This window comes from Levilactobacillus namurensis DSM 19117, from assembly GCF_001434785.1.
GTDB lineage: Bacteria > Bacillota > Bacilli > Lactobacillales > Lactobacillaceae > Levilactobacillus > Levilactobacillus namurensis.
In genome coordinates, this window is record NZ_AZDT01000019.1 from 22,944 (window position 1) to 49,351 (window position 26,408).

27 protein-coding genes and 1 riboswitch are annotated in these 26,408 nt (G+C 55.4%); of the genes, 10 read left to right on the forward strand and 17 right to left on the reverse strand.

Features of this window, described 5'->3' with window-relative positions; translation table 11 throughout:
* Nucleotides 1-45: 45 nt before the first annotated feature.
* Nucleotides 46-1,215 carry a DUF2075 domain-containing protein gene (locus FD30_RS03945; RefSeq protein WP_056943969.1) on the reverse strand — a complete coding sequence of 390 codons (1,170 nt, stop codon included), beginning with the start codon at nucleotides 1,213-1,215 and terminating at the stop codon, nucleotides 46-48.
* Nucleotides 1,216-1,454: 239 nt separating this feature from the next.
* Here FD30_RS03945 and FD30_RS03950 point away from each other — a divergent pair, with 239 nt between their 5' ends.
* Nucleotides 1,455-1,955, forward strand: a complete 501-nt coding sequence (locus FD30_RS03950; protein WP_225426466.1) for a cyclophilin-like fold protein — start codon at nucleotides 1,455-1,457, stop codon at nucleotides 1,953-1,955.
* A gap of 43 nt (nucleotides 1,956-1,998) precedes the next feature.
* Here the strand turns inward: FD30_RS03950 and FD30_RS03955 are convergent, their stop codons facing one another.
* The 4 genes from FD30_RS03955 to FD30_RS03970 form a co-directional block, all read right to left on the reverse strand.
* On the reverse strand, nucleotides 1,999-2,841 hold the full coding sequence (locus tag FD30_RS03955) for an alpha/beta fold hydrolase (RefSeq protein WP_056943971.1): 843 nt from the start codon (nucleotides 2,839-2,841) through the stop codon (nucleotides 1,999-2,001).
* Between the two features lie 6 nt (nucleotides 2,842-2,847).
* Entirely contained in the window at nucleotides 2,848-3,267 is a 420-nt protein-coding gene (locus tag FD30_RS03960) for a MarR family transcriptional regulator (RefSeq protein WP_056943972.1), read from the reverse strand.
* A gap of 402 nt (nucleotides 3,268-3,669) precedes the next feature.
* On the reverse strand, nucleotides 3,670-4,968 hold the full coding sequence (locus FD30_RS03965; protein ID WP_056943973.1) for a bifunctional folylpolyglutamate synthase/dihydrofolate synthase: 1,299 nt from the start codon (nucleotides 4,966-4,968) through the stop codon (nucleotides 3,670-3,672).
* A 94-nt stretch (nucleotides 4,969-5,062) separates the two neighbouring features.
* Entirely contained in the window at nucleotides 5,063-5,593 is a 531-nt protein-coding gene (locus FD30_RS03970) for a folate family ECF transporter S component (protein ID WP_024748236.1), read from the reverse strand.
* Nucleotides 5,594-5,627: 34 nt separating this feature from the next.
* A riboswitch (THF riboswitch) is annotated at nucleotides 5,628-5,725 on the reverse strand.
* A gap of 194 nt (nucleotides 5,726-5,919) precedes the next feature.
* Between FD30_RS03970 and FD30_RS03975 the strand changes: the two genes are divergently transcribed.
* Nucleotides 5,920-6,894: a Gfo/Idh/MocA family protein gene (locus FD30_RS03975; protein WP_056943974.1), complete on the forward strand. Its 975-nt coding sequence runs from the start codon at nucleotides 5,920-5,922 to the stop codon at nucleotides 6,892-6,894.
* A 102-nt stretch (nucleotides 6,895-6,996) separates the two neighbouring features.
* Here FD30_RS03975 and FD30_RS03980 read toward each other — a convergent pair whose 3' ends face one another.
* A complete protein-coding gene (locus FD30_RS03980) occupies nucleotides 6,997-8,130 on the reverse strand; it encodes a hypothetical protein (protein ID WP_056943975.1) in 1,134 nt (377 codons plus the stop codon).
* 220 nt (nucleotides 8,131-8,350) lie between these two features.
* Between FD30_RS03980 and FD30_RS03985 the strand changes: the two genes are divergently transcribed.
* Together FD30_RS03985 and FD30_RS03990 are read left to right on the forward strand one after the other, a co-directional pair.
* A complete protein-coding gene (locus FD30_RS03985; protein ID WP_056943976.1) occupies nucleotides 8,351-8,665 on the forward strand; it encodes a type II toxin-antitoxin system HicB family antitoxin in 315 nt (104 codons plus the stop codon).
* Nucleotides 8,666-8,858: 193 nt separating this feature from the next.
* Entirely contained in the window at nucleotides 8,859-9,527 is a 669-nt protein-coding gene (locus FD30_RS03990) for a type 1 glutamine amidotransferase (protein ID WP_056943977.1), read from the forward strand.
* 65 nt (nucleotides 9,528-9,592) lie between these two features.
* Here FD30_RS03990 and FD30_RS03995 read toward each other — a convergent pair whose 3' ends face one another.
* The 4 genes from FD30_RS03995 to FD30_RS04010 all read right to left on the reverse strand — a co-directional run bounded on the left by FD30_RS03995 (nucleotide 9,593) and on the right by FD30_RS04010 (nucleotide 13,283).
* On the reverse strand, nucleotides 9,593-10,510 hold the full coding sequence (locus tag FD30_RS03995) for a DNA/RNA non-specific endonuclease (protein ID WP_082604794.1): 918 nt from the start codon (nucleotides 10,508-10,510) through the stop codon (nucleotides 9,593-9,595).
* Nucleotides 10,511-10,836: 326 nt separating this feature from the next.
* Entirely contained in the window at nucleotides 10,837-11,787 is a 951-nt protein-coding gene (locus FD30_RS04000) for an NADP-dependent oxidoreductase (protein ID WP_056943978.1), read from the reverse strand.
* A gap of 165 nt (nucleotides 11,788-11,952) precedes the next feature.
* Nucleotides 11,953-12,285, reverse strand: coding sequence for a winged helix-turn-helix transcriptional regulator (locus tag FD30_RS04005; protein ID WP_056943979.1), 333 nt, complete (start codon nucleotides 12,283-12,285; stop codon nucleotides 11,953-11,955).
* A 116-nt stretch (nucleotides 12,286-12,401) separates the two neighbouring features.
* The gene (locus FD30_RS04010; RefSeq protein WP_056943980.1) at nucleotides 12,402-13,283 is read right to left on the reverse strand and encodes a LysR family transcriptional regulator; all 882 of its coding nucleotides are present in this window, start codon (nucleotides 13,281-13,283) and stop codon (nucleotides 12,402-12,404) included.
* A gap of 123 nt (nucleotides 13,284-13,406) precedes the next feature.
* Here FD30_RS04010 and FD30_RS04015 point away from each other — a divergent pair, with 123 nt between their 5' ends.
* Both FD30_RS04015 and FD30_RS04020 read left to right on the forward strand, forming a co-directional pair.
* Nucleotides 13,407-13,934, forward strand: a complete 528-nt coding sequence (locus FD30_RS04015) for a DapH/DapD/GlmU-related protein (RefSeq protein WP_056943981.1) — start codon at nucleotides 13,407-13,409, stop codon at nucleotides 13,932-13,934.
* Nucleotides 13,935-13,950: 16 nt separating this feature from the next.
* Nucleotides 13,951-14,697, forward strand: coding sequence for an SDR family oxidoreductase (locus tag FD30_RS04020; protein ID WP_056943982.1), 747 nt, complete (start codon nucleotides 13,951-13,953; stop codon nucleotides 14,695-14,697).
* A gap of 190 nt (nucleotides 14,698-14,887) precedes the next feature.
* Here FD30_RS04020 and FD30_RS04025 read toward each other — a convergent pair whose 3' ends face one another.
* The 3 genes from FD30_RS04025 to FD30_RS04035 form a co-directional block, all read right to left on the reverse strand.
* On the reverse strand, nucleotides 14,888-15,178 hold the full coding sequence (locus FD30_RS04025) for a type II toxin-antitoxin system RelB/DinJ family antitoxin (RefSeq protein ID WP_056943983.1): 291 nt from the start codon (nucleotides 15,176-15,178) through the stop codon (nucleotides 14,888-14,890).
* A gap of 112 nt (nucleotides 15,179-15,290) precedes the next feature.
* The gene (locus FD30_RS04030; protein ID WP_056943984.1) at nucleotides 15,291-16,622 is read right to left on the reverse strand and encodes a dihydrolipoyl dehydrogenase family protein; all 1,332 of its coding nucleotides are present in this window, start codon (nucleotides 16,620-16,622) and stop codon (nucleotides 15,291-15,293) included.
* Nucleotides 16,623-16,729: 107 nt separating this feature from the next.
* Nucleotides 16,730-17,146, reverse strand: a complete 417-nt coding sequence (locus tag FD30_RS04035; RefSeq protein ID WP_056943985.1) for a zinc ribbon domain-containing protein — start codon at nucleotides 17,144-17,146, stop codon at nucleotides 16,730-16,732.
* 150 nt (nucleotides 17,147-17,296) lie between these two features.
* Here FD30_RS04035 and FD30_RS04040 point away from each other — a divergent pair, with 150 nt between their 5' ends.
* Together FD30_RS04040 and FD30_RS04045 are read left to right on the forward strand one after the other, a co-directional pair.
* Nucleotides 17,297-17,818 carry a GNAT family N-acetyltransferase gene (locus FD30_RS04040; protein WP_056943986.1) on the forward strand — a complete coding sequence of 174 codons (522 nt, stop codon included), beginning with the start codon at nucleotides 17,297-17,299 and terminating at the stop codon, nucleotides 17,816-17,818.
* 117 nt (nucleotides 17,819-17,935) lie between these two features.
* Nucleotides 17,936-18,817 carry an aldo/keto reductase gene (locus FD30_RS04045; RefSeq protein WP_147000003.1) on the forward strand — a complete coding sequence of 294 codons (882 nt, stop codon included), beginning with the start codon at nucleotides 17,936-17,938 and terminating at the stop codon, nucleotides 18,815-18,817.
* 85 nt (nucleotides 18,818-18,902) lie between these two features.
* Here FD30_RS04045 and purH read toward each other — a convergent pair whose 3' ends face one another.
* Genes purH through FD30_RS04060 form a run of 3 tightly spaced genes read right to left on the reverse strand, consistent with a single transcriptional unit; the run spans nucleotide 18,903 to nucleotide 22,088 of the window.
* Nucleotides 18,903-20,432: a bifunctional phosphoribosylaminoimidazolecarboxamide formyltransferase/IMP cyclohydrolase gene (gene purH, locus FD30_RS04050; RefSeq protein ID WP_056943987.1), complete on the reverse strand. Its 1,530-nt coding sequence runs from the start codon at nucleotides 20,430-20,432 to the stop codon at nucleotides 18,903-18,905.
* Between the two features lie 30 nt (nucleotides 20,433-20,462).
* A complete protein-coding gene (locus tag FD30_RS04055; protein ID WP_056943988.1) occupies nucleotides 20,463-21,008 on the reverse strand; it encodes a phosphoribosyltransferase family protein in 546 nt (181 codons plus the stop codon).
* 3 nt (nucleotides 21,009-21,011) lie between these two features.
* Nucleotides 21,012-22,088 (reverse strand): hypothetical protein, encoded by a 1,077-nt coding sequence (locus tag FD30_RS04060; RefSeq protein ID WP_056943989.1) that lies wholly within the window; start codon nucleotides 22,086-22,088, stop codon nucleotides 21,012-21,014.
* 232 nt (nucleotides 22,089-22,320) lie between these two features.
* Between FD30_RS04060 and FD30_RS04065 the strand changes: the two genes are divergently transcribed.
* Nucleotides 22,321-23,163, forward strand: a complete 843-nt coding sequence (locus FD30_RS04065; protein WP_056943990.1) for a metallophosphoesterase family protein — start codon at nucleotides 22,321-22,323, stop codon at nucleotides 23,161-23,163.
* A 657-nt stretch (nucleotides 23,164-23,820) separates the two neighbouring features.
* Nucleotides 23,821-23,958, forward strand: coding sequence for a hypothetical protein (locus FD30_RS11520; protein ID WP_156652548.1), 138 nt, complete (start codon nucleotides 23,821-23,823; stop codon nucleotides 23,956-23,958).
* 155 nt (nucleotides 23,959-24,113) lie between these two features.
* Here the strand turns inward: FD30_RS11520 and FD30_RS04070 are convergent, their stop codons facing one another.
* Nucleotides 24,114-26,402 (reverse strand): KxYKxGKxW signal peptide domain-containing protein, encoded by a 2,289-nt coding sequence (locus FD30_RS04070; protein ID WP_056943991.1) that lies wholly within the window; start codon nucleotides 26,400-26,402, stop codon nucleotides 24,114-24,116.
* Between the last annotated feature and the right edge of the window lie 6 nt (nucleotides 26,403-26,408).

Here is a 26,408-nt window from a genome sequence, read left to right on the forward strand (position 1 = left end):
GGGTCGCCCTTGCATCTGCAGGGGCGGCCCTTATCAGTTCTTGAGTTATTTACCCGTATGGTAGAGGTCCAACAACCGCTTCCGTAGTGCGTCATCGTAGGCCGTCAGGTACAGGCCGTACTTACCGCGCTTCATTAAGACGTTCAAGACGTTAGCGATGAATTGCTTGTATTCGTCGCGGGTGAACTTGATGTCCTTGCGCTTCTTGAAAACTTCCTTGTGGGAGTACTTTTCGGGAATCACGGTCATAGTGTCGGTCTGCGGGTCGTACCCGAAGGACGGACCGATGACCATTCCCACGTAGTTCAAGTCAAAGCCTTGGAGGGTGTAGATGGTCCCCACCTGGGTGATGGAACCTTCCCGCTTAGCCCAAGGAGTCCGTTGCGGGTCCCACTCGTCCCACGGCAGGTTGAAGGTGTCCATTTCCACGTTGTGCCGGCCGTCGATCCGGGGGAAACCAGAAGTGGCAACCATCCGGCTCATGCCGTACTTTTTATTTTGCTTCTTGATCAGCTCGAACATCTCGCCGGCCTTGTCGAAGACTTCAAATGCGAAGTCGCTGTTGGTTGGGAAGGGTTTGAGGGGCTTTTCGGCGGTCAAATCGTCCATCCAAGCGACCTGCTCGTCGCTGGCGACCATCCGGTACTGGAAGTTCATGTCGAAGCGTTTGTAGGGGTGGTTGCCGATGGTCTTCATCAGAAGGTCGCGGTCCCAGTACATCTTGGACTGGAAGACTTGTTCGAAATCGTAGACCACCACGACCACCTTGGCCAGGTTCATCAGGTCGGTCAGTTGGTTCTGCCCGTGGTAGTGGGCGTAGGGTTCGGACTTCGAGTACAGCAGGTGGGCCTCATCTACGAAGATGATGTCGTACTTTTTGTGGTCCCGTTGGGCGTGGTTGATCAGTGCCGTGGGGCGCAAGATCGACTTAGCGTGCATGTGGGGAATCGAGGCCGCGATGTCGCGGTAGGCCTTGTACAATTCGGGGTGGTTGACCACCAGGGCGGTCTGGAAATGCGGGTCGACCATGTACTGGCGGACCAGTTCCATCAAGACCACAGACTTCCCGGTCCCCGCCGCGCCTTCGATGATGGCGACGGATGACGGCTTCTTGGTCAAGCCCTGCTTAATGTAGGCGTTGAGGTTGGTAATGACGGCCTTTTGATCGTCGGATAAATCGTCGACGAAGAATTGGGCCTTTAGAATTTCATTCATTGGTTAATTGCTCCTAGCTAGTGGGATGTGAAAAATTCTGAAAAAACTAGTTTCCATTATAGCAGTTTTGTAGGAGTTGGAAATTGGGGTTGTCGGAAATTTACTAAGGGGATATGGGAGCGGGAGACCTTAAAATGCTTTTTAACTATGGTTAGGTATTTAAAATAGGTCTTTTTAATGGTTTCGGATTTCTTCTATACTGGTTCCAACTTGTAAGGGGGATGATTTTCGTGAAGTGGATGAAATTAATGGTGGTTCTAGGAATCTGTGGGATAGGCTTGTCCGGGTGCCGAACGCAGAAAACTGAGCCGACAACTAAGACCCCAACGACCCAGCAAAGTACCTCGCATAAACAACGCCAAGCAGCGGCCCAGGGTCAACGGATTGTGGTGATGGTGAATGGCCAACGGTTACCCGCGCAATTGAACCGTTCTAGTGCGGCACGGGCACTCACTAAGCGTTTACCCCTGACGGTCAAGTTTCGGGACTACGCGGGTCTACCAGAAAAAGTTGCCGATTTGGACCGGGGGTTGCCAACCAAAGGGATGCCAAGCGGTCATGCGGGAACCAAGGGGGCTATTGGGTATTGGTCTCCAGAGCAGCGACTAGTCTTCTATTGGGGGACTGAATCATACTACGAAGGCATCCATATTATTGGTCAGTTTGATCAGCAACGTGCGCAAAAGGCGGTTCGCCACATGGGGAATCAGGTGACGGTGCGCCTTCAGAAGGTTAAGTAAAGAGTTACCGCGGTTTTAGCGCTTGAATAACTAGACAGTGACCTTAAGCAAACGTCCGTAAAATAGCCTGGGCAATCGACAACGCGTGGCTTTCCAGAGCGAAGTGTCCGCTGTCAACGGCTTGGACGGTCGCGTTGGGGTCGTCACGGGTAAAGGCCTGTGCTCCTGGGAAGATGAATGATGGGTCGTTCTTGCCCCAGATGGCCAACAACTTAGGCTGGAACTCGCGGAGGTAGCGCTGGAAGGCGGGGTAGGCCTTGATATTGTTTTGGTAATCAAAAATGAGGTCCAGCTGGTTGTCGGCATAGTTCGGCCGTTGGGTGTAGGCGATGTCGAGGGTGTAGCCGTCGGGACTGACACTATTAGCTGGCGTGCCCGTCAGGTACTGCCCCTTGATGGTCTCTGGCGCAAAGGCGGTGCGGTACGATGCGCGTTTGGCGGCGGTCGGGTGGTCCCAGAAGTCTTGACGGGTCGCCCATTTTGCGCCTAGCCCTTCCTGATACACGTTCCCGTTTTGACTCACGATACCCTGAATCCAGTCGGGGTGCGCCGTAGCGATGTGGAAGCCAATCGGTGCGCCGTAATCGAAGACGTACAGGTAGAACTTGGTCAGCTGTAAGTGGGTGATGAAGTCCGTCATCACGCTGGCCAGGTGGGTAAATGTATAGGTGAAGTCCGTGTGGTTGGGCATGCTGGATTGACCGAATCCCGGGTAGTCGGGGGCAATGAGGTGGAAGTGGTCCGCCAGTAACGGCATCAAGTCACGGAACATGTGACTGGCGGACGGAAAGCCGTGGAACAGCAGCATGGTGGGCTTAGTGGGGTCGCCGGCTTCCCGGTAAAAAATTTTGAGGTGGTCGATTTGGACGGTATGGTAAGTGGTCATAGAAGGTTAACTCCTTAGTTTGGCATTATTGGCGGTCAGCAGGTGGGTCATGGCGGCTTTATCGGGTCCTAACTTGGTATCGGTGAGGTTTCCCCAGGTCGTCAGACATTGGTTTGCGGTCCGGAGGAAGTCCGCACTGGCGGGTAATAGGTCGATGGTGGCGGCCTTGCCAATAGTGGTCATTTGGACTAAGTCCCGTTGGGCGAGGCGCTGGATCATTCGGTAGATGGACGACCGATCGTAGCCTAACGTGGTGGCTAGGTCCGTAACGGTCTGGGGATGGCGGTCTTCTAGGGCCAGCATGATGTAGGCGTAAGCCGGCTTCATCCCGGTAGGTTGGAAGATTTGGGTGGCCAGGCTCTCGGCAGTTCGCATGTACCGGGCGGCGGTAAAGTAAGCACAGGTTTCGTAAAAATGATGAGTCATGGCACAACACTCCTTATCGTGTATGTACACTATAAAATTTAAATTAGCTCGTGTCCAGTATTAGGCTTGGTTAATGGGGGCTGGCAATCAGCAGTTATCCCGCAAGATCGTTATGTAGACAAAACCGACATGAAGATTTTGTCTACATGTATACCCGGCGGATTGAGCCTAAGATGGCATATGTCTAGTTTGTCACAGTGATTGATTACGGTCATTTCTATATAGCTAACTTCCCTATTTCCCTATATCTAAATATCTAATTTCCCTATTTCTATATATAGAAATTTCCCTTTCCCAATTTTACCGTATCATTTTTAACGGGGGTTCCCCACTAAACGCGTTGATGAACCACAACACCCCCTCAGTTGTGCAATCGCTGAGGGGGTGTTGTGTAAGAAATATCTAGGGCTTTAAGCGGGCGCGTACTTCTGACGCGAAGTAGAGGGACCCGGTAATCAAAAGGAGATCGTGGGGCGCTAATTGGGCCCGCAGCGCCTGGTAGGCGGGATACCAATCCGGTGCCAGCGTGAGGCGGTCTTGCCACTGCGTAAAATCAGCGACCTTTAGCGCACGGGGATCGTCGAAGGTCGTCAGGGTGAGCGTTACTTGAGGTAAGGTCAAGAGTTCCGTTACCATGGCGGCAATGTTCTTGGTCCGAATGGCCGAGAAGAGAATGTGCAGCCGGTAGTCTGGATAATCGGTGAGCAGGGTCTGCTTTAACCGCTTGATGGCGTGTAAGTTGTGGGCCCCGTCGAGCATCACCAACGGGTGGTGTTCGAGGACTTCCATGCGGGCCGGCCACCGGGTCTGAAGCAGGGCGGCAGCCAACCGCTGAGAATCTAAGGTCAAGTGATGCCGTTGGGCGTAAAGGACATAGAGTTCTAAAGCCACGGCCGCGTTTTCGACCTGTTCCGGTCCAATCAACGGGGTCGCGAGGTGGTCGAAGGTCAGGTCAGAATGTTCAAAAGTGAAGTGTTCGGCTTGATGGTGCCACCCCAGCGAACGGGTCCGGTAATCTCGGGACCAGACGGTGAGGGGCGCGGCCGGTTGCTGGGCTTGGTGCTGGATAACGGTTAGGGCCGCTTCCGGAACGTTGCCCACCACGATTGGGGTTTTCGGCTTGATGATTCCGGCTTTCTGGGCGGCGATTTGGCCTAAGGTGTTCCCCAGATAGGCCGTGTGGTCCAGTCCAATCGTGGTAATGGCGGTTAATTCGGGCTGAATCACGTTGGTGCTGTCCCGCAGGCCGCCCATGCCGACCTCGATGATGGCCACGTCGACCCGGTCGCGGAAGTAGGCGAGGGCCAACGCCGTGAGGATTTCGAATTCCGTGGCGCCCCGTAGTGCCGGCTGCGTATCCAATTGGGCAACCAGCGGGCGTAATTGGTTCCCTAGTTGGACCATGGCGGCCGCGGGAATCTTCTGGCCGTTGATTTCGACTTGGTCCGTGAATTCCGTGATGAAGGGTGAATTAAAGGTTCCGACCCGTAAACCGTTGGCCTGTAAGAGGTTCGCCAGGACTTGGGTCGTGGACCCCTTACCGTTAGTTCCCGCCACGTGAATCGTGGGGTAGGTACGTTCGGGATGGCCGAGTTGTTGGAGCAGGGCGGCCGTCCGGTCCAGTCCAGGACAATCTTGGAAGTAGCCCCGGGAGAGCAACCAGTCGACCACGTCGGTTTTAGTTGTAAAAGTTGTTGTCATCATTATCGCCTCATTTAGTTCTGATTGAGTTCAACGTCAAGTGGCTTAAGGGATCGCAAAAAGGGTTGGGGGAAATCCCCCAACCCATGATTGTTTAAGATAAGCGTTCTTGAATCCCTTGGATAACCTGACTCTTCAACAAGGGGTACAATAACAGAATTTGAATTGGCGTGACGATAAGTTGCTTTAAGATTCGAATAGGCAGTAAGGCCCAGATGGCCGTATGGTACATAATGGCGATCCATAGCGTGTTCAACACCAGGTCCACCACCAACATAATCAGCACTTGGGCGATGATGACGCGGCGCCAAGTGACTGGCCGTTGGTACAATAGGGCGGCGTAGATGAATGAGCTCAAAATGGCGGATAGGGTAAACCCGATAAAGAACGGGCCGCCGGACAGTAGGGTCCCCACCAAATCAATCATCGCGGCGGTCATGATCCCCCATAATGGACCAAACCATTTTGCGACTAGTGCCATGACTAAGAAGGCAAATCCAAACCGAATAAACTGGTTGCCCACCGTAAAGCGTCCTAGTATCAACTGGACCGCCATCAAAAAGCCTAAAGTGACCATACTGAGTGTGTTCAGCTTGGGTAGCTGAAGTCTTGCCATCGTCTTCATATTTCGACATCTCCTAAGGGAGTTGCCACATCGCTGCGGCCAATGCGGCAATAAGATCGCGGGCCACTTGCCCTTCGTCCGGTGTTCACATTGCGTTCCACCAGCACTTGACGCCTTATTGCCTACTCCGTAAATTTGTTACAGAGAATATACTAACACAAGTCAGGCGTTTCTGCAGGGTTCGGTCATTCTTGAAAAGGGTCAGGGGACGATTGTGCGTAGTGGGGGGTCAATCGATAGGACAAATTATGAAAGCGCTCTAGTGGCGAAACGCGTTTAGGCTTATCATAGGGATTAACAGCTACCTGATAGGAAGGATGATTCACATGACAACAGTTCATTGGGGTGTGATCGGTCCCGGTCGAATCGCCGAAAACTTCGGCCGGGAGTTCCCGGCAGACCAGACCCTGTACGGAGTCGCTAGCGACCATTCACCGGAGAAGGCGCAGGCCTTTGCCCGCAAGTTCCAGATTCCCCACGTTTACGCCAATCACGCCGAGTTACTCGCTGACCCGGCCATTGACGTGGTCTACATCGCAACCACCAATAACGTGCATGCCGATAATATCCGGGCCGCGTTGCTGGCTGGTAAACACGTCCTGGCCGAAAAGCCCGTGACGCTTAATCTGACGCAACTTAAGGCGTTGGATCAGCTGGCCGCGGACCGGCATCTGATCCTGATGGAGGCCCAGACCATCTACCACATGCCGTTGTATCCTAAGCTCCTGCAGGTCGTTCACGACCAGCAGTTGGGAAAGCTCCAATCCCTGCACGCCGCGTTCGGCCTGGGTAGCGACCCAACGGACCAGACGGGGCGCTTGTTGAACCCGCAACTCGGCGGTGGGGGCCTGTTAGATATGGGCATCTACGCGCTGAGCTTTGCCCGCCGCCTGATGACGGCGCCACCCCAATTAGCCCAGACGGTGATGGTCCCGACCCAAACGGGCGTCGACAACCTAAGCGCCACGGTGGTGACCAACGCCCATCACGAGCTGGCGACGTTCTCGTTTAACTTACTGCCCGCGGCGCCAGAACTGGCTTACGCGGTCTACGAACACGGCTACTTCTTGATCGACCGTTACCTGCGCCCGGACCAAGCCGTCTATGTCGATGGCCGGACCGGCGAGCACCAGACCATTGTGGCCGGCCACCGCGACCAGGCTATGGGCTATGAGGCCCAGGATATGGCCCAGGCCATCGCGACCGGTCAGAACCCAACGCAAGCCTGGACTCGCGACACCATGGCGTTGATGACGGCCATGCGCCAGGCCTGGGGGTTGACGTACCCGCAGGAACGGTAAGCCACGTTGCATAAAATAAACGGCGGCCCACTGACTAATCAGCCAGTGGGCCGCCGTTCATTTAGGTTGAGCGAATGTTCCATGTGAAACACGCTGGTGGTCTTAGTCGGTCTTGGCGATGACTAAGCCGTACCAGTTTCCTTTGTGGACGCTGCCGTCTTCATCCGTGCGGCCGCCCATTAGGTTATTGATGACGTAGATGCCAAGCTGATAGTTACCGAGCCGATTACGCTTAGATTGCGGGTAACCCTGCTGGGCCAAGAGGCGTTTGATGGCCTTCAGCTTCTGTGCGTTGGTCTGGTTGGGGTGCTTCATCAGATACGTTGCGACCGAATCGAAGGACACGATGTGGGTGTAGCCCTTAGTCGAGACCTTCTCGGGCGCATCCTCGTCCCAGGTGTCGTTGGTGGCGTAGTTAAACGCCGCGATGCGCGACAACCCCAGGTCGACCGGGGTGTTCGGGAACAACTTGATGATCGAACGGGCCAGCTTCTGGTACTTACTGTGGTTTAAGTATTGCAGGTAGTCCTTAGTGGTGACGAAGTCGTCAGGGAACAGGAGGTTTCGACCCAGGTGGTTCGGGGTCTTACCGGTGACTAACGCGGAACTAGCCGCGTAGCCAAAGACCGACTTGCCGTTCTTTTGCGCTCTCACGTAGTAGTACCACTGAGTCTTGCCGTTATGCCGAACCTGCACGGAGTTGCTCCGGTAGAGGCTCTGGTTGGTAACGGTCTTCAGGTTGAGTAGCTTCTTGGTGTGGGTCCAGTTCCAGAGATAGGCGTTCTTGGTCGCGCTCTTGACGTGGAAGTAATCACCAGCGTATTCGGGCTGCTTGAAGCGTCGCCGGACAATTTGATAGCCCTTAGGGTTGAACCCATTCACTAACTGCGGCCGGTAGATCCACCCGGTCTTGGTGCCCGGTGTATTGGTGACCTGAATCCACTTGTGGCTGCCTTTGTAGGACCCTGTGGCCGTCAAAAACCAAGTGTAGTTCCGGTAGTGTTTGAGGTTGTAGAGCTTCTTGGTGTGGGTGTCGTTCCAGATGTAGGCGTTTTGCTTGGGGTGCTTGGCGTGGTAAGCCACGTCACGGTACTTGTAGTAAGCGTGGCTATCGTTATAGACGATGTTCTTGAAACTGGTCTTGGTCTGAATCGCGTGACCGGGAACCGTGGTCACGGCGAGGCCGCCCAGCCCTAAGCCTAAGCCGGCTAGGACCAGGGTTATGGTTTTTTGCATGATAAATTTCCTCCCCAGGATATCGATAGTTGATAACCCTTTCAGTATAGGAGTCACCACTCCGATATTCAATCGCTATCTTGGTGGGCTGTGCGAATAGTTTCCACTTATCGTTGAATACCCAGTACCTTAATTAAGCGACTTAACCAGCGGTTGACCGAGGGCGTTAAAACCGGCTATACTGCAGACATTAAAGATTAGAGAGGTGCATGACACGAAAATGACAAACACGAATATCGTTACCTATCCCGCAGTTTTTACCGCTACTGAAGACGACGGGTATTTCGTAACATTCCCCGATATTGACCGCGCAACGACTAGCGGACAGAGCTTAGGTGAGAGCTTAGTCAATGCGACGACCGTTCTAGGCCGGGCGCTTAAAAATCACCGCGACGACTTACCAGTAGCGACCACGTTAACTGAATTGACGCACCAACATCCAACTGAGTTCATTCAGTTCGTGGCAGTGGATTTAGACCACGCGCCGGAACAGAGCTTGCCAGAAGACACGGGCGAGATTCGGGTCGCTGGGTAGTCTGTTTCACGTGGAACAGTAGTTTTGAAGAAGCCTGAGTTCAGGCCTGGTGACGACACCATGCAAGTCGTTGCTAAGCGCAGAGCCCGGGCTTTTTATGTTTCTTAGGTCAGATTGGCAGTATAATGGGACTATCTTAGGGATTTGCAGGCGAACCCTAAACCCAACATTGCCGGTGAGAGGAAGGAATCTTATGCGGATTAATATTTTGCAACACACCCCCAGCGAGGGGCCGGGGATGATTCTGGATTGGGCCGCGACTCAGGATGCGGCGGTGACCATCTACCATCCCTACCAATTTGGTAAGTTGCCCACAGCGGCGGCCACGGATCTCCTGGTCATCTTGGGCGGTCCCATGAGTCCCAACGACGACCTTCCCTGGATTGCCCAGGAACGGACGCTGATTCGCGACCTTTTCGCCCAGCACACACCGGTCTTGGGGGTGTGCTTCGGTGCGCAACAGATCGTGAAGGTCTTAGGCGGCACCGTCCAGCAGGCGCCCGCTAAGGAAGTTGGCTGGGCGCCGGTCTACCGGCAGAGCACCGCGATTCCTCGCATTCCAGCGCAACTGACCGTGCTCCACTGGCACGAAGAGATGTTTACCATCCCGACCGGTGCCCAGTTACTCTTCTCCAGTGACCACCTGACCAATCAGGGCTTCGTGCTCCCGGGGCAAGCAGTGGGCCTGCAGTTCCACCTAGAACCGCAAGCCGTAAACGTCCGTGAGATGGTCGCTAATGATGGTGATTATCTGACGGGTTCCGTGCTCCAGCAGTCGGCCGAACAAGTAATCACCACGCCCGTTCCGATGGCCAACCGGATGGCGTTGTACGCGATTCTTGACGCGTTAACCACAGGATAAAACAACTAAAGATGGTCGTTCTCGACAGCCCCGTTGGGGGATGTGGAGAGCGACCATCTTTTAGGTTACCCAGCGACTCGACTGTAGCCGTTGGCGTAATTCAGTTTCATTCCCGCCTGGGTGTTCGGCAGGTAGACGTTGTAGCGTAACTGGTTAGAACCGATTGATTGAATTTGCATTTTAACCCCGCTAGCTAACAGGTTCTGCCCCTTGAAGACGGGGGTGACCCGGTAGCGCACGTAGTGGTGGGAACTGGCCCGTAAGTACTTGGCCACCCGGTTCTCGTAGGTGGTCATGCCGGGGTCGTTTAGTTGCCGGGTCCCGGTGATTAGGTTCCGCGGGTTGTTGTTCTGACCAGTCAACTGGTAACCAATCAGGTGGCACCGGTTGTATAACCAGCCGGTCTTGATCCGCTTGTTATGCCAGGCCGTGGGGTTGACGTACAGAGCGTCCCGCTGACCCTTGGGCATCAACTTCTTGTTCAAGAGGGCGTTGGCCGCCGTGGCCCGGTTCAAGCCGTCCAGGTGGCCGTAGCGTTGCCAAGCCCCGTGCTTGGTAGATAGGGTGGCTTTACTGAAGCCGGGCTTGTTCTGGTGCAAGACCTTAACGTGGTAGGTTGGGGTGCTGGCCTGGTAACGGCCTTTGACCTTAGCTTTCCGGGTCGTGGTCCGGCGTTTGACGGTCTTGCGAGTCGTCCGTCGCACCCTAACCTTCTTTCGGGCCTTTTTAGGAGCCGTTTCCGTGGCCGAGAGAGTCAAGCCGCGTCGTTTAGCCGTGGCCAGGGAGACCGCGTAGACCTTTTTGGCGCGATTCAACCCGCGGTCGTGCCGCTTATAAAAGTAGTGTTTCCCAGTTCGGGTCACGTAGACCGTGGTCGCGTGGGCGACCGTGGGGTGATTAACCGCTGTGGTGGTGACCGTGGCGCCAATCGTCAGAATGATCAGTGCGAGCCATTTCACCCAGCTAGCAGATTTTGTTGTCATGAATGAACCTCCTCCAGAAGATGCCGGTTGATAGTTAAGTCAATCGGTCTATTAATTATTTTAGCTTAGAAACTTCTGGAGGACTAGAAATATTTGGGCTGGGCGATTGATTAGGCGAAAAATAGTATTGTGCACGCAACCTTTTTTGACTTGTAGACGTAACCGGAAACAAGGTGTTTGACGGCGAACTGTTTAATGAGTTATTGGCTGGTCTTAAAGGCTAGGGTTGGTGGTCGTTGGGAATGGTTTACTTGTTGGAAAGCCATCGACGAAGGGGTGACGGTATTCTTGAGCGTAGTGATAAACGTAAGCAGGGATAAAGCTTCCTAGTCTTGGTCTTGAAAAACGATGATCTTTTTCCCGGTATTTCCACCGGATTGGAAGTCCCGATGAGCTTGCTGAATGGCTGCTAGTTCAAATGGATATTCTTGGTCGACAGGCACCGTTAGCTTGCCTTGACGGTACAGGTCCACTAACTGATTTAATTCTTCAACGGACAGCATCCCCTTGGAATAGGTGCCCGTGATGCCTCTCAGACGTGTCTTGATGGGGTCAATTAGGGCGTTGACGGACGTGATACGGCCACCTTTTTTAACGACCTGGTAGCTATTGGCCAACGTCTTGGGTCCCGTTAAGTTGACCACCAAGTCCAGGTTAGCGACCAGCTTGGTGAAATCTTGAGTTTGATAGTCGATGGTTTTATCAGCGCCCAAGGCCTGCATAAAGTCTGCTTGCTGGGCACTGCCCGTGGCGATGACGGTCGCACCGGTACTCTTGGCGAGTTGGATGGCCTGGGAACCCACCCCACCGGCCCCGCCGTGAACCAAGATGGTCTGACCAGCTTGAGCTTGGCCGTCACGAATTGTTGCGGCGTAGGCAGTAGCGGTTCCTAGCAGGAAGCCACCTAAGGGAATTAGGTCCAAATCTTGCGGAACGGTCGCCACCAAGGCGGAATCGTCCAGTAAAATGTATTCGGCGTAGGTGTGCATGAAGGCCATCCCAACCACGTGGTCACCAACAGCAAACCGTTGGACTGCGGAACCAACTGCGGCAACGATTCCGGAGAAGTCTTGGCCTAAGGAGTGTGGGAGGACGGGTTTTAGTTTCTTGGGCATGGTGGGGAAGGGGCCGTGCGCCCGAATTGCAATGTCGGGATCGTTCACACCAATGGCGGTGGTTTTAACTAAGATTTGGTGGTCAGCTGGGGTGGGGCGGTCAACATCGACTAGGTGCATAACATCGACATCACCGTACTGAGATAACATCATTTTTTTCATGGATTGTGCCTCGCTTTCTAATCGTGGGATTATTATGCGGGGGTATCGCTTTTTTTAAAAGTACCGATTTTTTTGATAGTGACTATCTTTTGGGATTGAAATGACTGATTTTAGGCATTCTAAGTACAAAAAAAATCTTGGCAATCGCCAAGATTTTTTACGAAATTAGTTAGCTTGCGCTTCGTAAACGGTCGCAAACCGTTCCAAAGCTGTTAGGACGGGCATGAATTGTTCGCCCATGGCCGTAGTCGAATACTCGACTTTCGGCGGCACCTGCGGGTAGACTTTACGGTTGATCAAGCCGTAACTCTCCAGCATTCGGAGATCTTTAGTGAGTTGGGCTTGCGTCACCATGGGCATTTTGCGACTTAGCTCGCCGAAGCGGAGGGTTTGCTGGTGAAGAAAATACATAATCACCATGTTCCATTTCCCACGCACGATTTTTTGGACGCCGGCAACGGGACAGTCAGCGAAGACTTCTGGATTGGGTTCTTTCACGGTGAATCACTCCTATACGATTGGATTTAGGGATACAACTTATCTTTAAGTAGCTTAGGTAATCAAACGTACACCATAATATACACGCAATCGCCAAAATCACAAGTCTTCTTCCGTTAGTCAGGCAGGCTTGCCCGCAGCCGTTGCAGGAACAGTCGCGCCACCGGTGACAGGGACTGCTGACGCGACCAGATGACCGTGATGGGCGCCGTCATTTCCGGAGAGAGCGGCCGAAACGTTACGGGCGAGTCCGGGCCCACGTTCACCAGTTGATCCAGGCCCAGGACCAGGGTGGGGCCGTCACCGACCGTTAGCTGGGCGTTGTAGATTAAGTTATAGGTCCCACGCAGTTGAATCTGGGACGCCACGTTGCGCCACCAGTCAGCAAATTGGTGGCTTTGTGCCGCTTGTTGCGAAATCAATAGCGGCTGGTGCCGTAAGTCTAGCGGGGTGATGTGGGTCTGCTGGGCTAGGGGATGGGTCTTGGGCAGAATCACGCCCCAGCGGTCTCGTTCGGGGAGCTTGAGTGCGTGATAGTGGGTCAGGGGCTGTTCTCCGATGATGACCCCGAAATCCAGTTGCCCGTTTGCCAGTTGATCCTTGACATTGGCGTCGTCGCCACTGTGCAGGTGCAGCTGAATCCCGGGGTAGTCGGCCTGCAGGTTGCTAATCAGGTGCATAATCCGCCGCATTCCCTGACTTTCCCCGGCCCCGATGTCGAGGGACCCACTGATGATGGGGGACTGGGTCTGGAGATTCTGGACGGTCTTGTCCGCCAGCTGGGTCAAGATTAGTGCCCGCTCGCGCAGGTACCGTCCGGCCGGGGTCAGCGTGATCTCCCGGGATCCCCGTTCGAATAAGGTGACCTGCAACTCGGTTTCCAGATCGCTGAGTTGGCGTGAGAGGGTGGGTTGGGAGAGGTGCAGGATGTTCGCCGCCCGCGAAATCGTGCGCTCTTGGGTCACGGCCAGAAAGTAACGTAATACTCGGAGTTCCATACAAAGACCCGCTTTCTAAAGTATGCTTTTTACCTATGCATAAGTATACAACATAGGTCTTTTACATAGCACTAAAGCGCCCGTATACTGAACGACATTCAGTACAAAAGGAGCGAGGGTATTATGGTTAGTCAAAAGCTATCACAAGCGGAAATTGCGGCCCAACAAGCCGTGATCGATCAGAATCAGCGGTTGGTCCAACGGCTCAACACGGGGCAACACGATGCGGCGGAGATTCGTCAACTGGTCAGTGAAATCATCGGCCAACCCGTGGATGCCTCGGTGGATATTCGGTTGCCGTTCTTCACGGACTTCGGTCGGCGGTTAACGTTAGGTAAACGGGTCATCATTAATGACCAGGTCCAGATCACCGACTTAGGAGGGATTCACCTGGCCGACGACGTGTTGATTGGCCCGGGGGCGTCATTGATCACGGTGAACCATCAATTGGATCCAGCCCACCGTCATGATTTGATGGTCGCGCCGATTACTATCCAGCAAAACGCCTGGGTCGGGGCCAAGGCCATCATTTTACCGGGCGTCACCATCGGACGGAACGCCGTCGTGGGGGCCGGAGCGGTGGTCACCAGGGACGTCCCGGCCGATACGGTAGTGGCCGGAGTGCCAGCTAAAGTGATGAAGACGATTTAAAAGGAGTGACTAGAAGATGAGTGTTCAAGATAAAGTGGTTGTGATTACGGGGGCGTCCAGTGGAATCGGGGCCGCAACGGCGAAGTTACTGGCGTCTCAGGGAGCGAAAGTCGTCTTAGGTGCACGGCGACAAGACCGACTGGAAGCTTTGGTACAGGAAATCGGCGATAACGCGCGCTACCAGGTAACGGACGTGACCCATCGCCAGGAGGTCCACGACCTGATTCAACTGGCCGTGGACACCTACGGACGGGTCGACGTGTTGTATAACAACGCGGGAACCATGCCCCAGGGGAACCTGAGCGACCGGGACTACGCGAAGTGGGAAATGATGCTCAACGTGAACATCATGGGCGTCTTGAACGGCATCGGCGAGGTCTTGCCCGTGATGCAGGCCCAACGCGATGGCCTGATTATCACCACGGATTCAGTCGCTGGTCACGTGGTCTATCCCGCTTCGGCCGTGTACAACGGGACCAAGTACGCCGTCCGGGCCATCATGGAAGGTCTGCGACAAGAAGAAAAGGGCCACGGCATCCGGTCAACCATTGTGTCCCCCGGTGCCGTCCGGACGGAACTGGTCAATACGATTGGCGACCCCCAAGTCAAGCAAGCGGTGGGCCAGTTGATGAATAGCGATCAGGATAGCGGATTGGCGTTGGATCCCGAAGACGTGGCCCGCGCCGTCCTATTTGCCATTGACCAACCCAAGCACGTCGCCGTTAGTGAGGTCTTGGTCCGGCCAGCGGATCAGGAAGTCTAAGCACAACGTCCGCGTAGACGCAGCATCAGGAGCACCCCAAGAGCTTGGTCTCTTGGGCAAGTTATGGCTTAGCCACAGAAAAAATCCCGCTGCTATTTAGCAACGGGATTTTTTTGACAGTCACGATTCAATTTACGTTATTAAGCTGGATGGTTTCTGGGGGAGGCTAGTTTTATTTTTAATTGGTACATTATTCTTTATCCAGGTAGTGCTTTAGGTCATCCACATTGTCGAAACTAGGGGCATCATCGGGAATGATACCGAGGGACTTCGCTTGGGCCGCCACTAGGGCTTTCTCGGTCGTTTCCGTTGGTTCGTCTGATGCTGCCAGCACTTCAAATGGCACTTTCTTCTGAATAACCAATTGATGAGCAGCTAAGTTGAAGTACTCATTAATGCTTAACCCCATGGATTTTAGTTCCTTATTTAATTCTTTCTTGAGCTCACCATCAAGGCGAATAGTAGTTGGCGTTGTTTCCATATAAATCACCCCTATCTGGATATCGTCATACCATACGATTAATATACATGAGATGTTAAACCGCCTTGTCTGGCCGTCCAGTAAGACGGATGACCATTGCTACGGTTTTGTTTTAGGCCCGGTGCCACGCAGCGTAGCCTAGGGTCGGGAAGATGCCCACTAATTGACTGACCTGGTCGGAATCTAGCTGGTAGGTGATGGCGGGCAATAGGGCGTTGATGGCATCAGGGGCGTGGTCGCTGACTTCGGTCGCGCCAACCAAGCGACCCTGGTCATCGTGGATTTGGAGACTCTGGGCGATGGGTTCGCGGTCCAGCTGGTAGTACCAGTAGTGGGCCAGATCGTTTTCACGAACGGTGTCACCTTGCTCCTGGGCTTGGGCCACGGTCTCGCCGACCTGGGCGATCCGTGGTGAGGTGAAGACCACCGACGGCATCGCTGGAACCTTTAAGGCCGCCGTAGTCTGACCGGAGAAGCGCCGCATCAGGTACTTAGATTCGTAGGTCGCCACGGGGGTCAGCTTGGGTTGTCCGGTGGCGGCGATATCGCCGGCCGCATAAATGTTCGGGACCGCCGTCTGGAGGTACTGGTTGACCGGGATACCCGCGGGTCCGGCGGTCAAGCCGACTTGGTCTAAGCTTAAGTCGGCCACGTTCGGGACCCGGCCCGTGGCGTCTAGGATCCAGTCGGTGGTCAGGTGTTGGTCGTGGCCGTAGGTGACTTGATACTGGTCGCCTTGCCGGGCGAAGGCCTGGACGTTGGCGGTAGGGATGAAGGTCACACCACGCCGTTTAAGATCGGCCACCACCAGTTGTACGTAGGGCTGGTAGAAATGACGCAGAACGGTCTGACCGTGCAACATGATGGTCACGTCTGCCCCGGCGGCGTTGGCAATCGTGGCAAATTCCAGGCTGATGTAGCCTGACCCGATGATGGTCAGGTGCTTAGGTAACTGGGGTAGATTCAAGAAGTCACTGCTGTCGTGCGCCAGTTCGGTTCCTGGAATGGCCAACCGGTGGGGGACCATCCCGGTGGCAATTACGATATTTTGGGCGGTGTGCGGGGTCCCGGCGACCAAGACGGTGTGGGCGTCTTGGAACTGGGCGTGGCCGGTGAGGACCGTCGCGCCAGCCTGAGTGAGCTTACGTCGGAGGTCGGCCGGTTGCGGGTCAATCACGGCCTGCTTATGGGCCATGGTGTGGGGCCAATCAATGGTCAAGTTCCCCTGGAGCATGTTTCCCAGGTGCTCGGCGTTGCGGGTGGCCATCACGGCTTGGTCCAGGGCGATTTTGGCGTTACACCCCCGGTTGGTGCAGGTCCCGCCAATCAGGTCTTCTTCGACCACGGCAACTTTGACCCCCGTGGCCGCTAGGGGTGCGGCCCCATCGTGGGCGGCGTGACCGGCGCCAATGTACAGGACATCGTATTCGAAATTTTCAGACATAAGCAATTCCTCCTGTCACTAGTTTACCCTTTAAATTTAACGAATTTTATCCGGAAACGCAAAGAAGCTGTCCCGCCGGTGAGGGGGACAGCTCGTGGTAACTAGGGTTATGTCCGGGCGTCGAATTGGTGACCGCACTTGGGACAGGTGATGCGGACGTGGCCATGATGGCGGGGAATCCGAATCCGCGCCTGGCACTGGGCGCAGCGGAAGAACTTGTAGTTCCAGTGTTGGGTCACTTGGTACCGGAGACGTTGGAACGGGCGAATCACTGGTAACCACACGCGTTCGAACCCGCGGTTGATGGCGACTTGCCGGTAGATTTTCCGGGAGAAGAGGCGCCAGTAGGTCAGAATCAACAGGACGATGGCGGCGAGGATCAACCAGCCCGTCCGGACGAACAGACTAACAATCAGTAACGCGAGGGCCAAGTAATTCATAAAGCGGTTCAGGTGGTCATTTTGCCCGTACCGACCGATCATGAACCGCTGGAGCCGGTAGAGCCATTTAGAATGCGGACGCATAGTGAAGTTCCTTTCTGCAAAGAATCAATGGCTAATCCTACCATATTTCGCCGGCCCGGACAATTAATCGTCCGGGGTCGTAGGGACGCGTATAATGGAGGGTAATCATCAGTCGCGTCAGTGACGGCGCGGTAAAAGGGGGACGAAGCAATGATAGCAGAAACGGACCGCATTCAGGTGCGACCCTTGATTGAAGCGGATTTAGCCGACTACCAGCGAATCCTGCGTATCCCGGCAATGGCGGTGGCGAACGGGTCACCGGTCGCCACGGCACCGGATCTCATGGCCAATTGGTTTGAACAGGACCGTCATAGTCCGTTTGCCTTCGCGGTGATCGACCGGGCGCACCGTCGTTTCGTGGGGGCGATTTTTTATTACCAGCATGAAGGTCCCGCGCAGACGCGACCAATCGGGACCTACGACTTGGGGTATTTCCTGGAGCCCGCCATGTGGGGGAAGGGCTTAATGCCCGAAGCCGTGCAGGCCAGCTTTGACTTGGTCGTTCGGGGGACGGCTGGATCAGTAACGCTCTGGGCCGACTGTCTGACCACCAATCACCGCTCACAACGGGTCTTAGAGAAGTTAGGCTTTGTTCCCGGCCAGCCTGGCGTGGTCCAGAACCCCGGAGCCGATGCGGTGGCGGTCAACTGGTTCAGTAAGCAGTTGGGCTGACGACGGGACTGTTTCACGTGAAACACGGCGGAAACGGACCGACGAATCGCTAGGTAAGCGGATACAAAAGGCGTAAACTAAAGCTTGTTTAATCCTAAATTGAGGAAGTAATTAGCGATGACAATGCCAACTTTTGAATTAAGTCACGGAATCAAGATTCCCGCCGCGGGTTTCGGCGTCTTTCAGGTCGAAAACGGCGGGACCACTAAACAAGCGGTCCTGGATGCGTTAGCGGCCGGGTACCGACTGATCGACACCGCACAGGCTTACGGCAACGAAGCCGAAGTCGGCGCCGCGCTGAAGGCCTCCGGGGTGCCCCGGGCAGACCTCTTCGTGACCACTAAGGTCTGGGTCAGCTCGACCGGCTACCAGGAGACTAAGCAGGCCTTTGAGGACTCGTTGCGCAAACTCCAACTCGACTATCTGGATCTGTACCTGATTCACCAGCCCTATGGCGACGTGTACGGATCCTGGCGGGCGTTGGAGGACCTCTACCAAGAGGGCAAAGTACGGGCCATTGGGGTCTCCAACTTCTACGCCGACCGGTTATTGGACTTGGCGCAACATAACCTAGTGATTCCCCAGGTCAACCAGATTGAAATCAATCCGTGGTTCCAAAAAGACGCGGAGCTCGACTGGCACCAGAAGTTAGGGGTCCAAGCCGAGGCTTGGGCACCATTTGCGGAGGGACGCCACGACCTGTTCACGAACCCGACCTTGCAAGCCATTGGCGCGTCCCACCACAAGAGCGTCGGCCAAGTGGTCCTCCGGTGGCTGTATCAACGGGGCATCGTCAGTCTAGCGAAGACCGTGCACCCGGAGCGCATGGCGGAGAACATCGCCATCTTCGACTTCACCCTGACGCCGGATGAGATGACGCAGATTGCGGCGTTGGACCGACACGAATCGGCCTTCTTTGACCACCGCGACGCCAGCACCGTCTTGGACTTAGGGGGCGGGATGCCCCAGGTTCCCGGGTCAACGGGGAATCGCGAGTAACCACGAACTTTATCAATCACTAAAAAGTCACCCACGCACCAGTCTTGCGACTTGGTCCGTGGGTGACTTTTTAGGCTCGCGTGCGTTAGTGCCGGAAGTGGCGGTGGTGGGTGAAGACTAAGGCGATGCCGTGGCGGTCGGCCATGGCGATGGAGTCCTTATCGCGAATACTACCACCGGGTTCGGCAATGACTTTGATTCCGTGTTCTGCGGCGTATGCTACGCAGTCGTCCATGGGGAAGAAGGCGTCGGAGACCAGCACGCTTTGGTCGTAGTGGTCCTTGACTTCCGCCTTGTTCACGGCAATCTTGAGGGCGTCGATTCGGTTCATCTGACCGGGGCCCACGCCCAGTGTTTGCGTAGCGGTGTTGACCACGATGGCGTTGGATTTGACGAACTTGATGGTCTTTAAGCCAAATTCAATCGCCTGGAGTTGGGCAGCCGTGGGTTGGGCCTGGCTGACCACCGTGAAGGTCTGGGAATCGTCCACGACCGTGTCGCGTTCTTGGCGTAAGAGCCCACCGCGAATGCTGACCAACTCGGCGTCTTCCGGGTCGGTCGCGTGGGTGAAGTCAACGGTCAGGAGGCGCAGGTTCTTCTTCTTAGCCAGGATGGCGTAAGCGTCGTCGTCAAAGGCCGGTGCGATGATGATCTCCAAGAAGAGCTGGTGCATCTTGGTGGCCGTGGCCAGGTCGACCGGCCGGTTCAAGACGATGATGCCCCCGAAGATGGACATGGAATCAGCCGCGTAGCACTCGTCCCAGGCAGCTTCGAGGGTCGTCGCCGACCCAACGCCACAAGGGTTCATGTGCTTTAAGGCGATGACCGTGGGGGCGCTAAATTCGCGAATCAACCCCAGTGCGGCGTCGGCGTCCTTGATGTTGTTGAAGGATAGGGGCTTGCCGTGAAGTTGGGTGGCCGCCGGAATCGAGAACGGAGCGGGGTGGACGTCGCGGTACAGCGTCGCTGACTGTTGCGGATTTTCCCCGTAGCGCAAGGCCTGTTCACGTTGGTAAGTCAACGTCAGGGTGTCCGTGTCAGCCGTATCCGTTAGGTAGTTGGCAATCAGTGCATCGTATTGGGCCGTGTGGTGGAAGACCTTGGCCGCTAGGGCCTTGCGGAAAGCCAGGTCGTCCGTGTGGTTCCGTAAGGCCGTGGTGACCGCCGGGTAGTCGGCGGGGTCACTGACCACTAGGACGTCCGGGTAATTCTTAGCAGCGGCGCGAATCAACGAGGGGCCACCGATGTCGATTTGTTCGACGGCCGCGGCTAGCGTCACATCGGGTTGGGCGATGGTTTGCGCGAACGGGTAGAGGTTGACGCAGACCAGGTCGATGGGCGTGATCGCGTGGTCGACTAGGGTCTGTTGGTGGTCGGGATTGGCGCGCTTGGCTAGGATGCCCCCGAAGACCAGTGGGTTGAGGGTCTTGACCCGCCCGTCGAGAATCTCGGGAAAGTGGGTGACGTCTTCGATGGGCGTCACCGGAACGTTGGCGGCGGCCAGGGCTGCCTGGGTCCCGCCAGTTGAGACGATTTCAAAATCTTGGTCAATTAGGTGTTGGGCGAACGCTACGATGCCCGTTTTATCAGAAACGCTTAACAGTGCACGACGCATAAAGGGAAAACCTCCTTGGATAAGTACGGATCAACGAGGAAACAGGGGCAGTTCGGCGAGAAATTGGATGTCGTCCCGGTCGGCGGCGGCTCCCTCGGCTAAGATGGCCAGTTGGCCGACCACCTGGGCCCCGGTCCGTTCGACCAGCGCCTTGGCCGCCTTAAGGGACCCCCCACTACTGATGACGTCGTCCACGATGACCACGCGCTTGTTAGCCAGCCGTTGCGCGTCGGCCCCGTCTAAAATCAACTTCTGGGGAGCACTGGTGGTGATGGCGGTCACGGGAATCTCTAAGGGATGTTGCATGTAGTCCTTTTTGGATTTACGTAGGGCCACGAAGTGTGGGTGGTTGGTCAGCCGGCTGAGTTCTTGGGCCAGCGGAATCCCTTTGCTTTCCATGGTGACCAGGTAATCAAAGTCGGCTGGGATCCGTTGAGCCAGGGCTTGGGCGGCGTAATCGGTGAGCTCCGCGTCACCTAAGAGCACGAACGAGGCAATGGCTAAGTCGGGACTGATTGGAATGATCGGCAGTTGGCGGGTAATTGGCCCGACCTGTAAGGCGTAGGTTGCGTCCATGGTTTAGACCCCCAATCCTAAGAGTGGCAAGACGAACTTCAATACGGCGCCGGAGAGTAAACCAGCAAACGGGTCAACGATGGCGGTGACCACTAGGGTGATCGCGGCGACCGTGCTCCCCGAGCCTTGGAGGGCCGTGGCGGCGTTGGCCGGGAAGATCACGGCCACGCCTAAGATGAATAAGAACCCGGCAATCGATGCGCTGGGCACGAATTTACCCAGCTTGGCTAGCCAGCCTAGGGCCAGAATCGCGGCCATGATCAGCATCATCATGATGCCGGCCACGACAGGTTCGGGTGCACTGGCCGTGGCGGAAATGATGGTTTCCACCGGAGCACCCCCCAGTAAGCTGGTCCCCATGTCGGCCAGGGCTTGGGTCCCGGTCAGCAGGTTCAGATCGACGGGGTTAGGCTTCTGCCCCGTCATCTGGCCGGTGATCAGGCCGTAGGAGATGTTCGCGCCGATGTTCAAGCACGCCAGACTCAAGGCGCCCCGTAAGACCGGCAGGCTAAAGGTCGGCTTGGTGAAGATGAAGCGCCGGGCGGTGACGTGTTCGGGCAGGACCATCTGGTAGTGTTGGATGAATACGGCGGCCAGACTGGCGCCAATGACGGAGACCACGATGGTCCACACCAGGTCTTTGGTGATCAGGTAGACCGAGGCGGCCAGGGCGATCGAGACCCAGCCGGTCAAGGCCTGTTCCTTAGCCATGGTCAGGGCAATCTTGGCCAGCATGATCCCCACGCCGGCCATCATTCCGGCCATGATGTTGTTGCCCAGGACGTCGACGATCTTGGTCAGGGTCCCCGTGACCCCGATAATCAGCATGATGATCGAGCCGCCTAAGATGATGGACGTCCGCTCCCGTAAGTTACGCCCTAGCTTCCCCGTCAGAGCCAGCGATTCGGCCTGAAAGGACAACGGGGCGACGGACCCGAAGACGCCGTTGACGGCTGAGGCGAAGATGAACGAAAACATGGTTGGAAAAATGGCGAAACCTAAGGACATGGCCATGATTCCTTGTGGAATGCCGTTTAAAACGACGCCGATGGCCGCTAATAAGTCGGTTAACCAGTGCATATTGCTCCCCCTTGTGACAATATTGTTCGCATTTCAATTTGATGGTACCAGCTATTACCGAATAAAGCCACCTATATTTTTAAAATCACGAACACTTTTCATTAACGTTTTAATAAATAGTCGGTCGGGAGTTAAGCGACATCAAACGGTTAACCAGTTGGCCAGACGCGAATCAGTGTGGGGGAAGATGGTATAATAGCCACAGAATTGAGATGGAAAGGGTGGCGCAGTAATGCACAAAATTGCGGTTATTTCTGACGTTCACGGTAACGTCACCGCACTTCAAGCGGTGATTGACGACGCCCATCGCGCGGGGTGTACCGACTTCTGGTTTTTAGGCGACCTCTTTGTCCCCGGACCGGGAGCCCACGACCTATTGGCGCTATTGGACGCTCTCCCGATTACGACTTACGTGCGGGGGAACTGGGAACACGGTCTGATCGAAACTCTAGACGGGGAAATCGACACCGGGGATCCTAGCGATATCTACGAGGTCATCATCGACGATTACGTCGCCAGTCAGCTGACAGCCGCGGAGATTATGCGGATTCGCCAGCTGCCGTTGGTGGAAACGCCCGTGGTTGATGGGCTGCACTTCCAGGTTAGTCATAACCTCCCTACCAAGGACTCCGGCCACACCTTACAGCCCACGGGGGACCAAGCCGCCTTTGATCAATTGGCTGGGGACCAAGCGGACGTGGTGGTTTACGGCCACGTGCACCATCAGTTGTTCCGCCAGAGTCAGGCGGGGCAGTTCATCATTAACCCGGGAACCGTGGGGATGCCCTTCCCGCATTGGTCCCGCTTTGCGACTGACTTGCGGGCCCAGTACGCGATTCTGACCACGCACGGCACAGCCATGCCCGACGTAGACTTTCGGAAGGTCACCTACGATGCGGAGGCCGAGATTGCCTTAGCCCGGTCCCGGCACTTGCCCTATGCGGACCTTTACGCCCAACAGATGCGGACCGGAGCGGTGCATACACACGACTTACCGGTACTTGAGCGGGCCACTCGGGAGTTGGGGTACGGGCCACGGTTGCGGGCGATTATTCGGAAGTATCCCCGGCAGTAAGGATGGGATGCTGGATGGTAACTGGTCTCTGACCGAGATTAGCGGGAATACTAGTAAAAAGCCCTAATTAGTTATTAATAACTAATTAGGGCTTTTATTAATAATAGATTAAGTGGCTTGACCTAGCTCTGTTTCACGTGGAACAAAAAACGACGCTGCGCAGAACGCAACGTCGTTAGTGGTGAAGTGCGGCGACCTTCGGAACGCTTGCGCGCCGATCGCGTACCCCCACCGTGGTTTGGCACCATCGAGTAGTATCGCATGGGACCGGTGGGAAGTCAACCCTAATCGAAAACCGGGCAGTTATAGGACCCGTTAAACCATCCGTGGGCGTTATCAATCAGTCCAGTTGTCAGTTGCGTTTCTCAGTGGCAGTGCCTATGCTTGAGGGACAACAAAGGGGGGCTGGAATCATGGAACCTTGGTTTAAAATTTCAGTCGTATTACTCGTCGCCTTGTGTGTGATTGGGTTAATGACCGTCTTGTACCTAATGATTACGGGAATCCTTTATCTATTCTAAGTTACTGTCAATCAGGTTGGTAGATGCTGGGGCCGCGAGTGGGGCCATAAGGTCAAGGGGCACCACAAATCAGTCGGGTCGTCAGTTGCGTTTTTCCCAGGAGGTGCGTATCTTGGCGCTGAAGGGAGGAATGCTTATGATGACCTGGCGCAACCGTGCTGTGACCGGCATCGTCACCGTGAGCTTAGTCGGGCTCTTGGGGCTAGCAGTCAGCTTATTGCTGTTCTTGCTAGGCCTGGAGACCCCTGCGGTTGATCTTGACCAGTTGCTTTAAGGGCCACCAGCGGGGGACGCAACGTGGGTTGCGGCCCCCTTTTTAGAAGGCGCGGCTTGAAACCCGCGTAACCGGAAAAAGCCAGCTCCTAGATTGAGGAAGCTGGCTTTTGGTGCGGTGATGCAGTGGTGACAAAGGGTTGGTCTGTTAGCTAATTAATCGTGTTTCCGCGTGCCCCCCGCTAAGCCGATAGCGGCTAACAGACCAAGGATACCGACTAAGATGGGACTCATGGACGACTTCTCGTTGGTTTGCGGCAAAGCTTGATCGGTCTGTGCCGCACTTGGCGTCAACGTAGCGGTTTGACTGGTCGTCGTGGTCTTAGTCGCCAGTGGCGTTGCAGCGGGTGCCGGGTGAGTTACCGTACCTGTGACTTTTGCGGCTTGGCCGTTAGAGTTGAGGACGGCCGGGCTTTCCGACGGCGTCACTTGGTCGGCTTGGGCCGATGATTCTGGTGCGACCGTGGCACCGTCACCGCCAGTTACTGGTGTTTCCGGAGTTACTGGCGTTTCGGGGTCGACTGGTGTTTCGGGGTCGACTGGTGTTTCGGGGTCGACTGGCGTTTCGGGGTCGACTGGCGTTTCGGGGTCGACCGGTGTTTCAGGGTCGACTGGTTTGTCGGGGTCAACCGGTTTGTCGGGGTCGACTGGTTTATCCGGGTCGACTGGTTTATCCGGGTCAACCGGCTTGTCGGGATCGACCGGGTTCATCTGGTTGATGACCTTGAAGTAGACGAAAGCCGAGTACTTGGTGCCGTCTTGCGGGGCCACCGCAATCAGGTAAGTGCCACTCTTGAGGTCTGGATTGGCGGCCTTAAAGTGGAAGGTTCCGTCCGCGTCTTGGGTGATGGTGAAGTCCGCTGCGGCATCTTCAGCCGCAATGGTGTTTCCGTCCGCATCCTTGACCCGCATCAGTTGTGAGGAGACGTTGCCGTACTTGAAGTTCAGCAGGTTAAGGGTCGGCTGAGTAGTCTCGCCGGTTGCCAGGTCTTGCAGGCCACTGATGACGCCCGTCGTCGGGTCTAGCGTGTCGTCGTCGGCCGTCAGGGTAAACGTTGGACCGGTCAGGCCTTGGTTGTTTCCGTTATACATCTGGTCATTACCTTGGATCCCACTGGTGAAGTGGTTACCCCAGTAATAGACCTGCTTAGGATTCTGCAGGGTCGGCAGGTCGCCAGTGAAGTTATTATTGTAGACCCAGAGCCACTTGATAGTGTTCAGGTCGGGTAACGTCCCGGAGAATTGATTATTATCCAGGTAAGCGGAAGTTAGGTTCTTCCCCAGAGCGTCAATGGTGCCGCTAAGGTGGTTGTTGCTAACCGTGATGTACTTTAGGTTATCTAGGTTGAGGTTCTCAATGCCCCCGGTCAGCTGATTACTGCTTAGGTCTAGCGAAACTAGATCGGGGAGGTAGCTGACATCCGGAATGGTCCCGGTCATTTGGTTATTGTTGAGGTAAACGTATTGGAGTTTCGGGTAGTTGTGCAGGTCCGGTACGGTTCCCGGTAGATTCTGGTAATTGATCCGGAAAAGCGTGATCTCGTGGTTTTGGCTCAGGTACTTGTCCATGAACTGGTTAATCGTCATGTTCCAATCCGCTGCGGTTCTACCGGACCAGACGGAGAGCGATAACTGCGTCAGGTGGGGCGCAAAGGACAAGTCAATCATGGCGTCGGGATTAATGAAGTTGGTAGACAGGCTAAACGAGGACATCTGGGTGAATTTTTCCAATCCGTCCATGCTTTGAATGATCCCGGCATCCGGGGAGTCCACGTAGTCCGTGGTGAATTGTAAGTTTTGGTCTAAGAACTGGTACAGGGTGGCGTCACTAACGTTTAAGCCCGCCGGTGTTTGAATCGTGTGCCGGATACTATCCTTCACGTATTCCCGTAAAGCGGCATCGGGCATCCAGACCGTGGCGTCGGTGTCGGCAACTGGCGCGTCCTTAAGGGCGTCGGTGCTGGTTTTCGGTGCGGTGGTGGTGTCATCTGGTGTGGGTGCCGGCGGCGTGGTGTCATCTTCTGGCGTCACGGTATCGGTGACGGGAAGAGCGTCGGCTTTTTCGTCAGTGGTGGTCGGTGCTGGATCCGTCACGGGTGCGGCCGGCGTATCTGATTGGGGCTTGGTTGACGTCGGTGCTGGGTTTTCGGCGTTTTGGTTGGTCTCAACAGGGGCGGGCGCCGGGGAGTCCGCGTCAGTCTTGACGTCAGCAGCGTCGGTCGCATCTGCTAGCTCCGTGGACTTGTCGGTGGTCGGCGTCTGCTGATTTGTTTGGACCAACTCGGAAGCGTCGGCCTCTGGCGTCGTATCCGCCTGCGCGGTGGTCTCGACACTCACGGCGCCCAATCCTAAGGTCAGAACTGTGACACAGGCATAGAGCCAATGTTTGCCTGCTTTATAACTCTTATAGTGTTCCTTTTTTTGACCAATGTATGCGGGTTTCATGGTAAG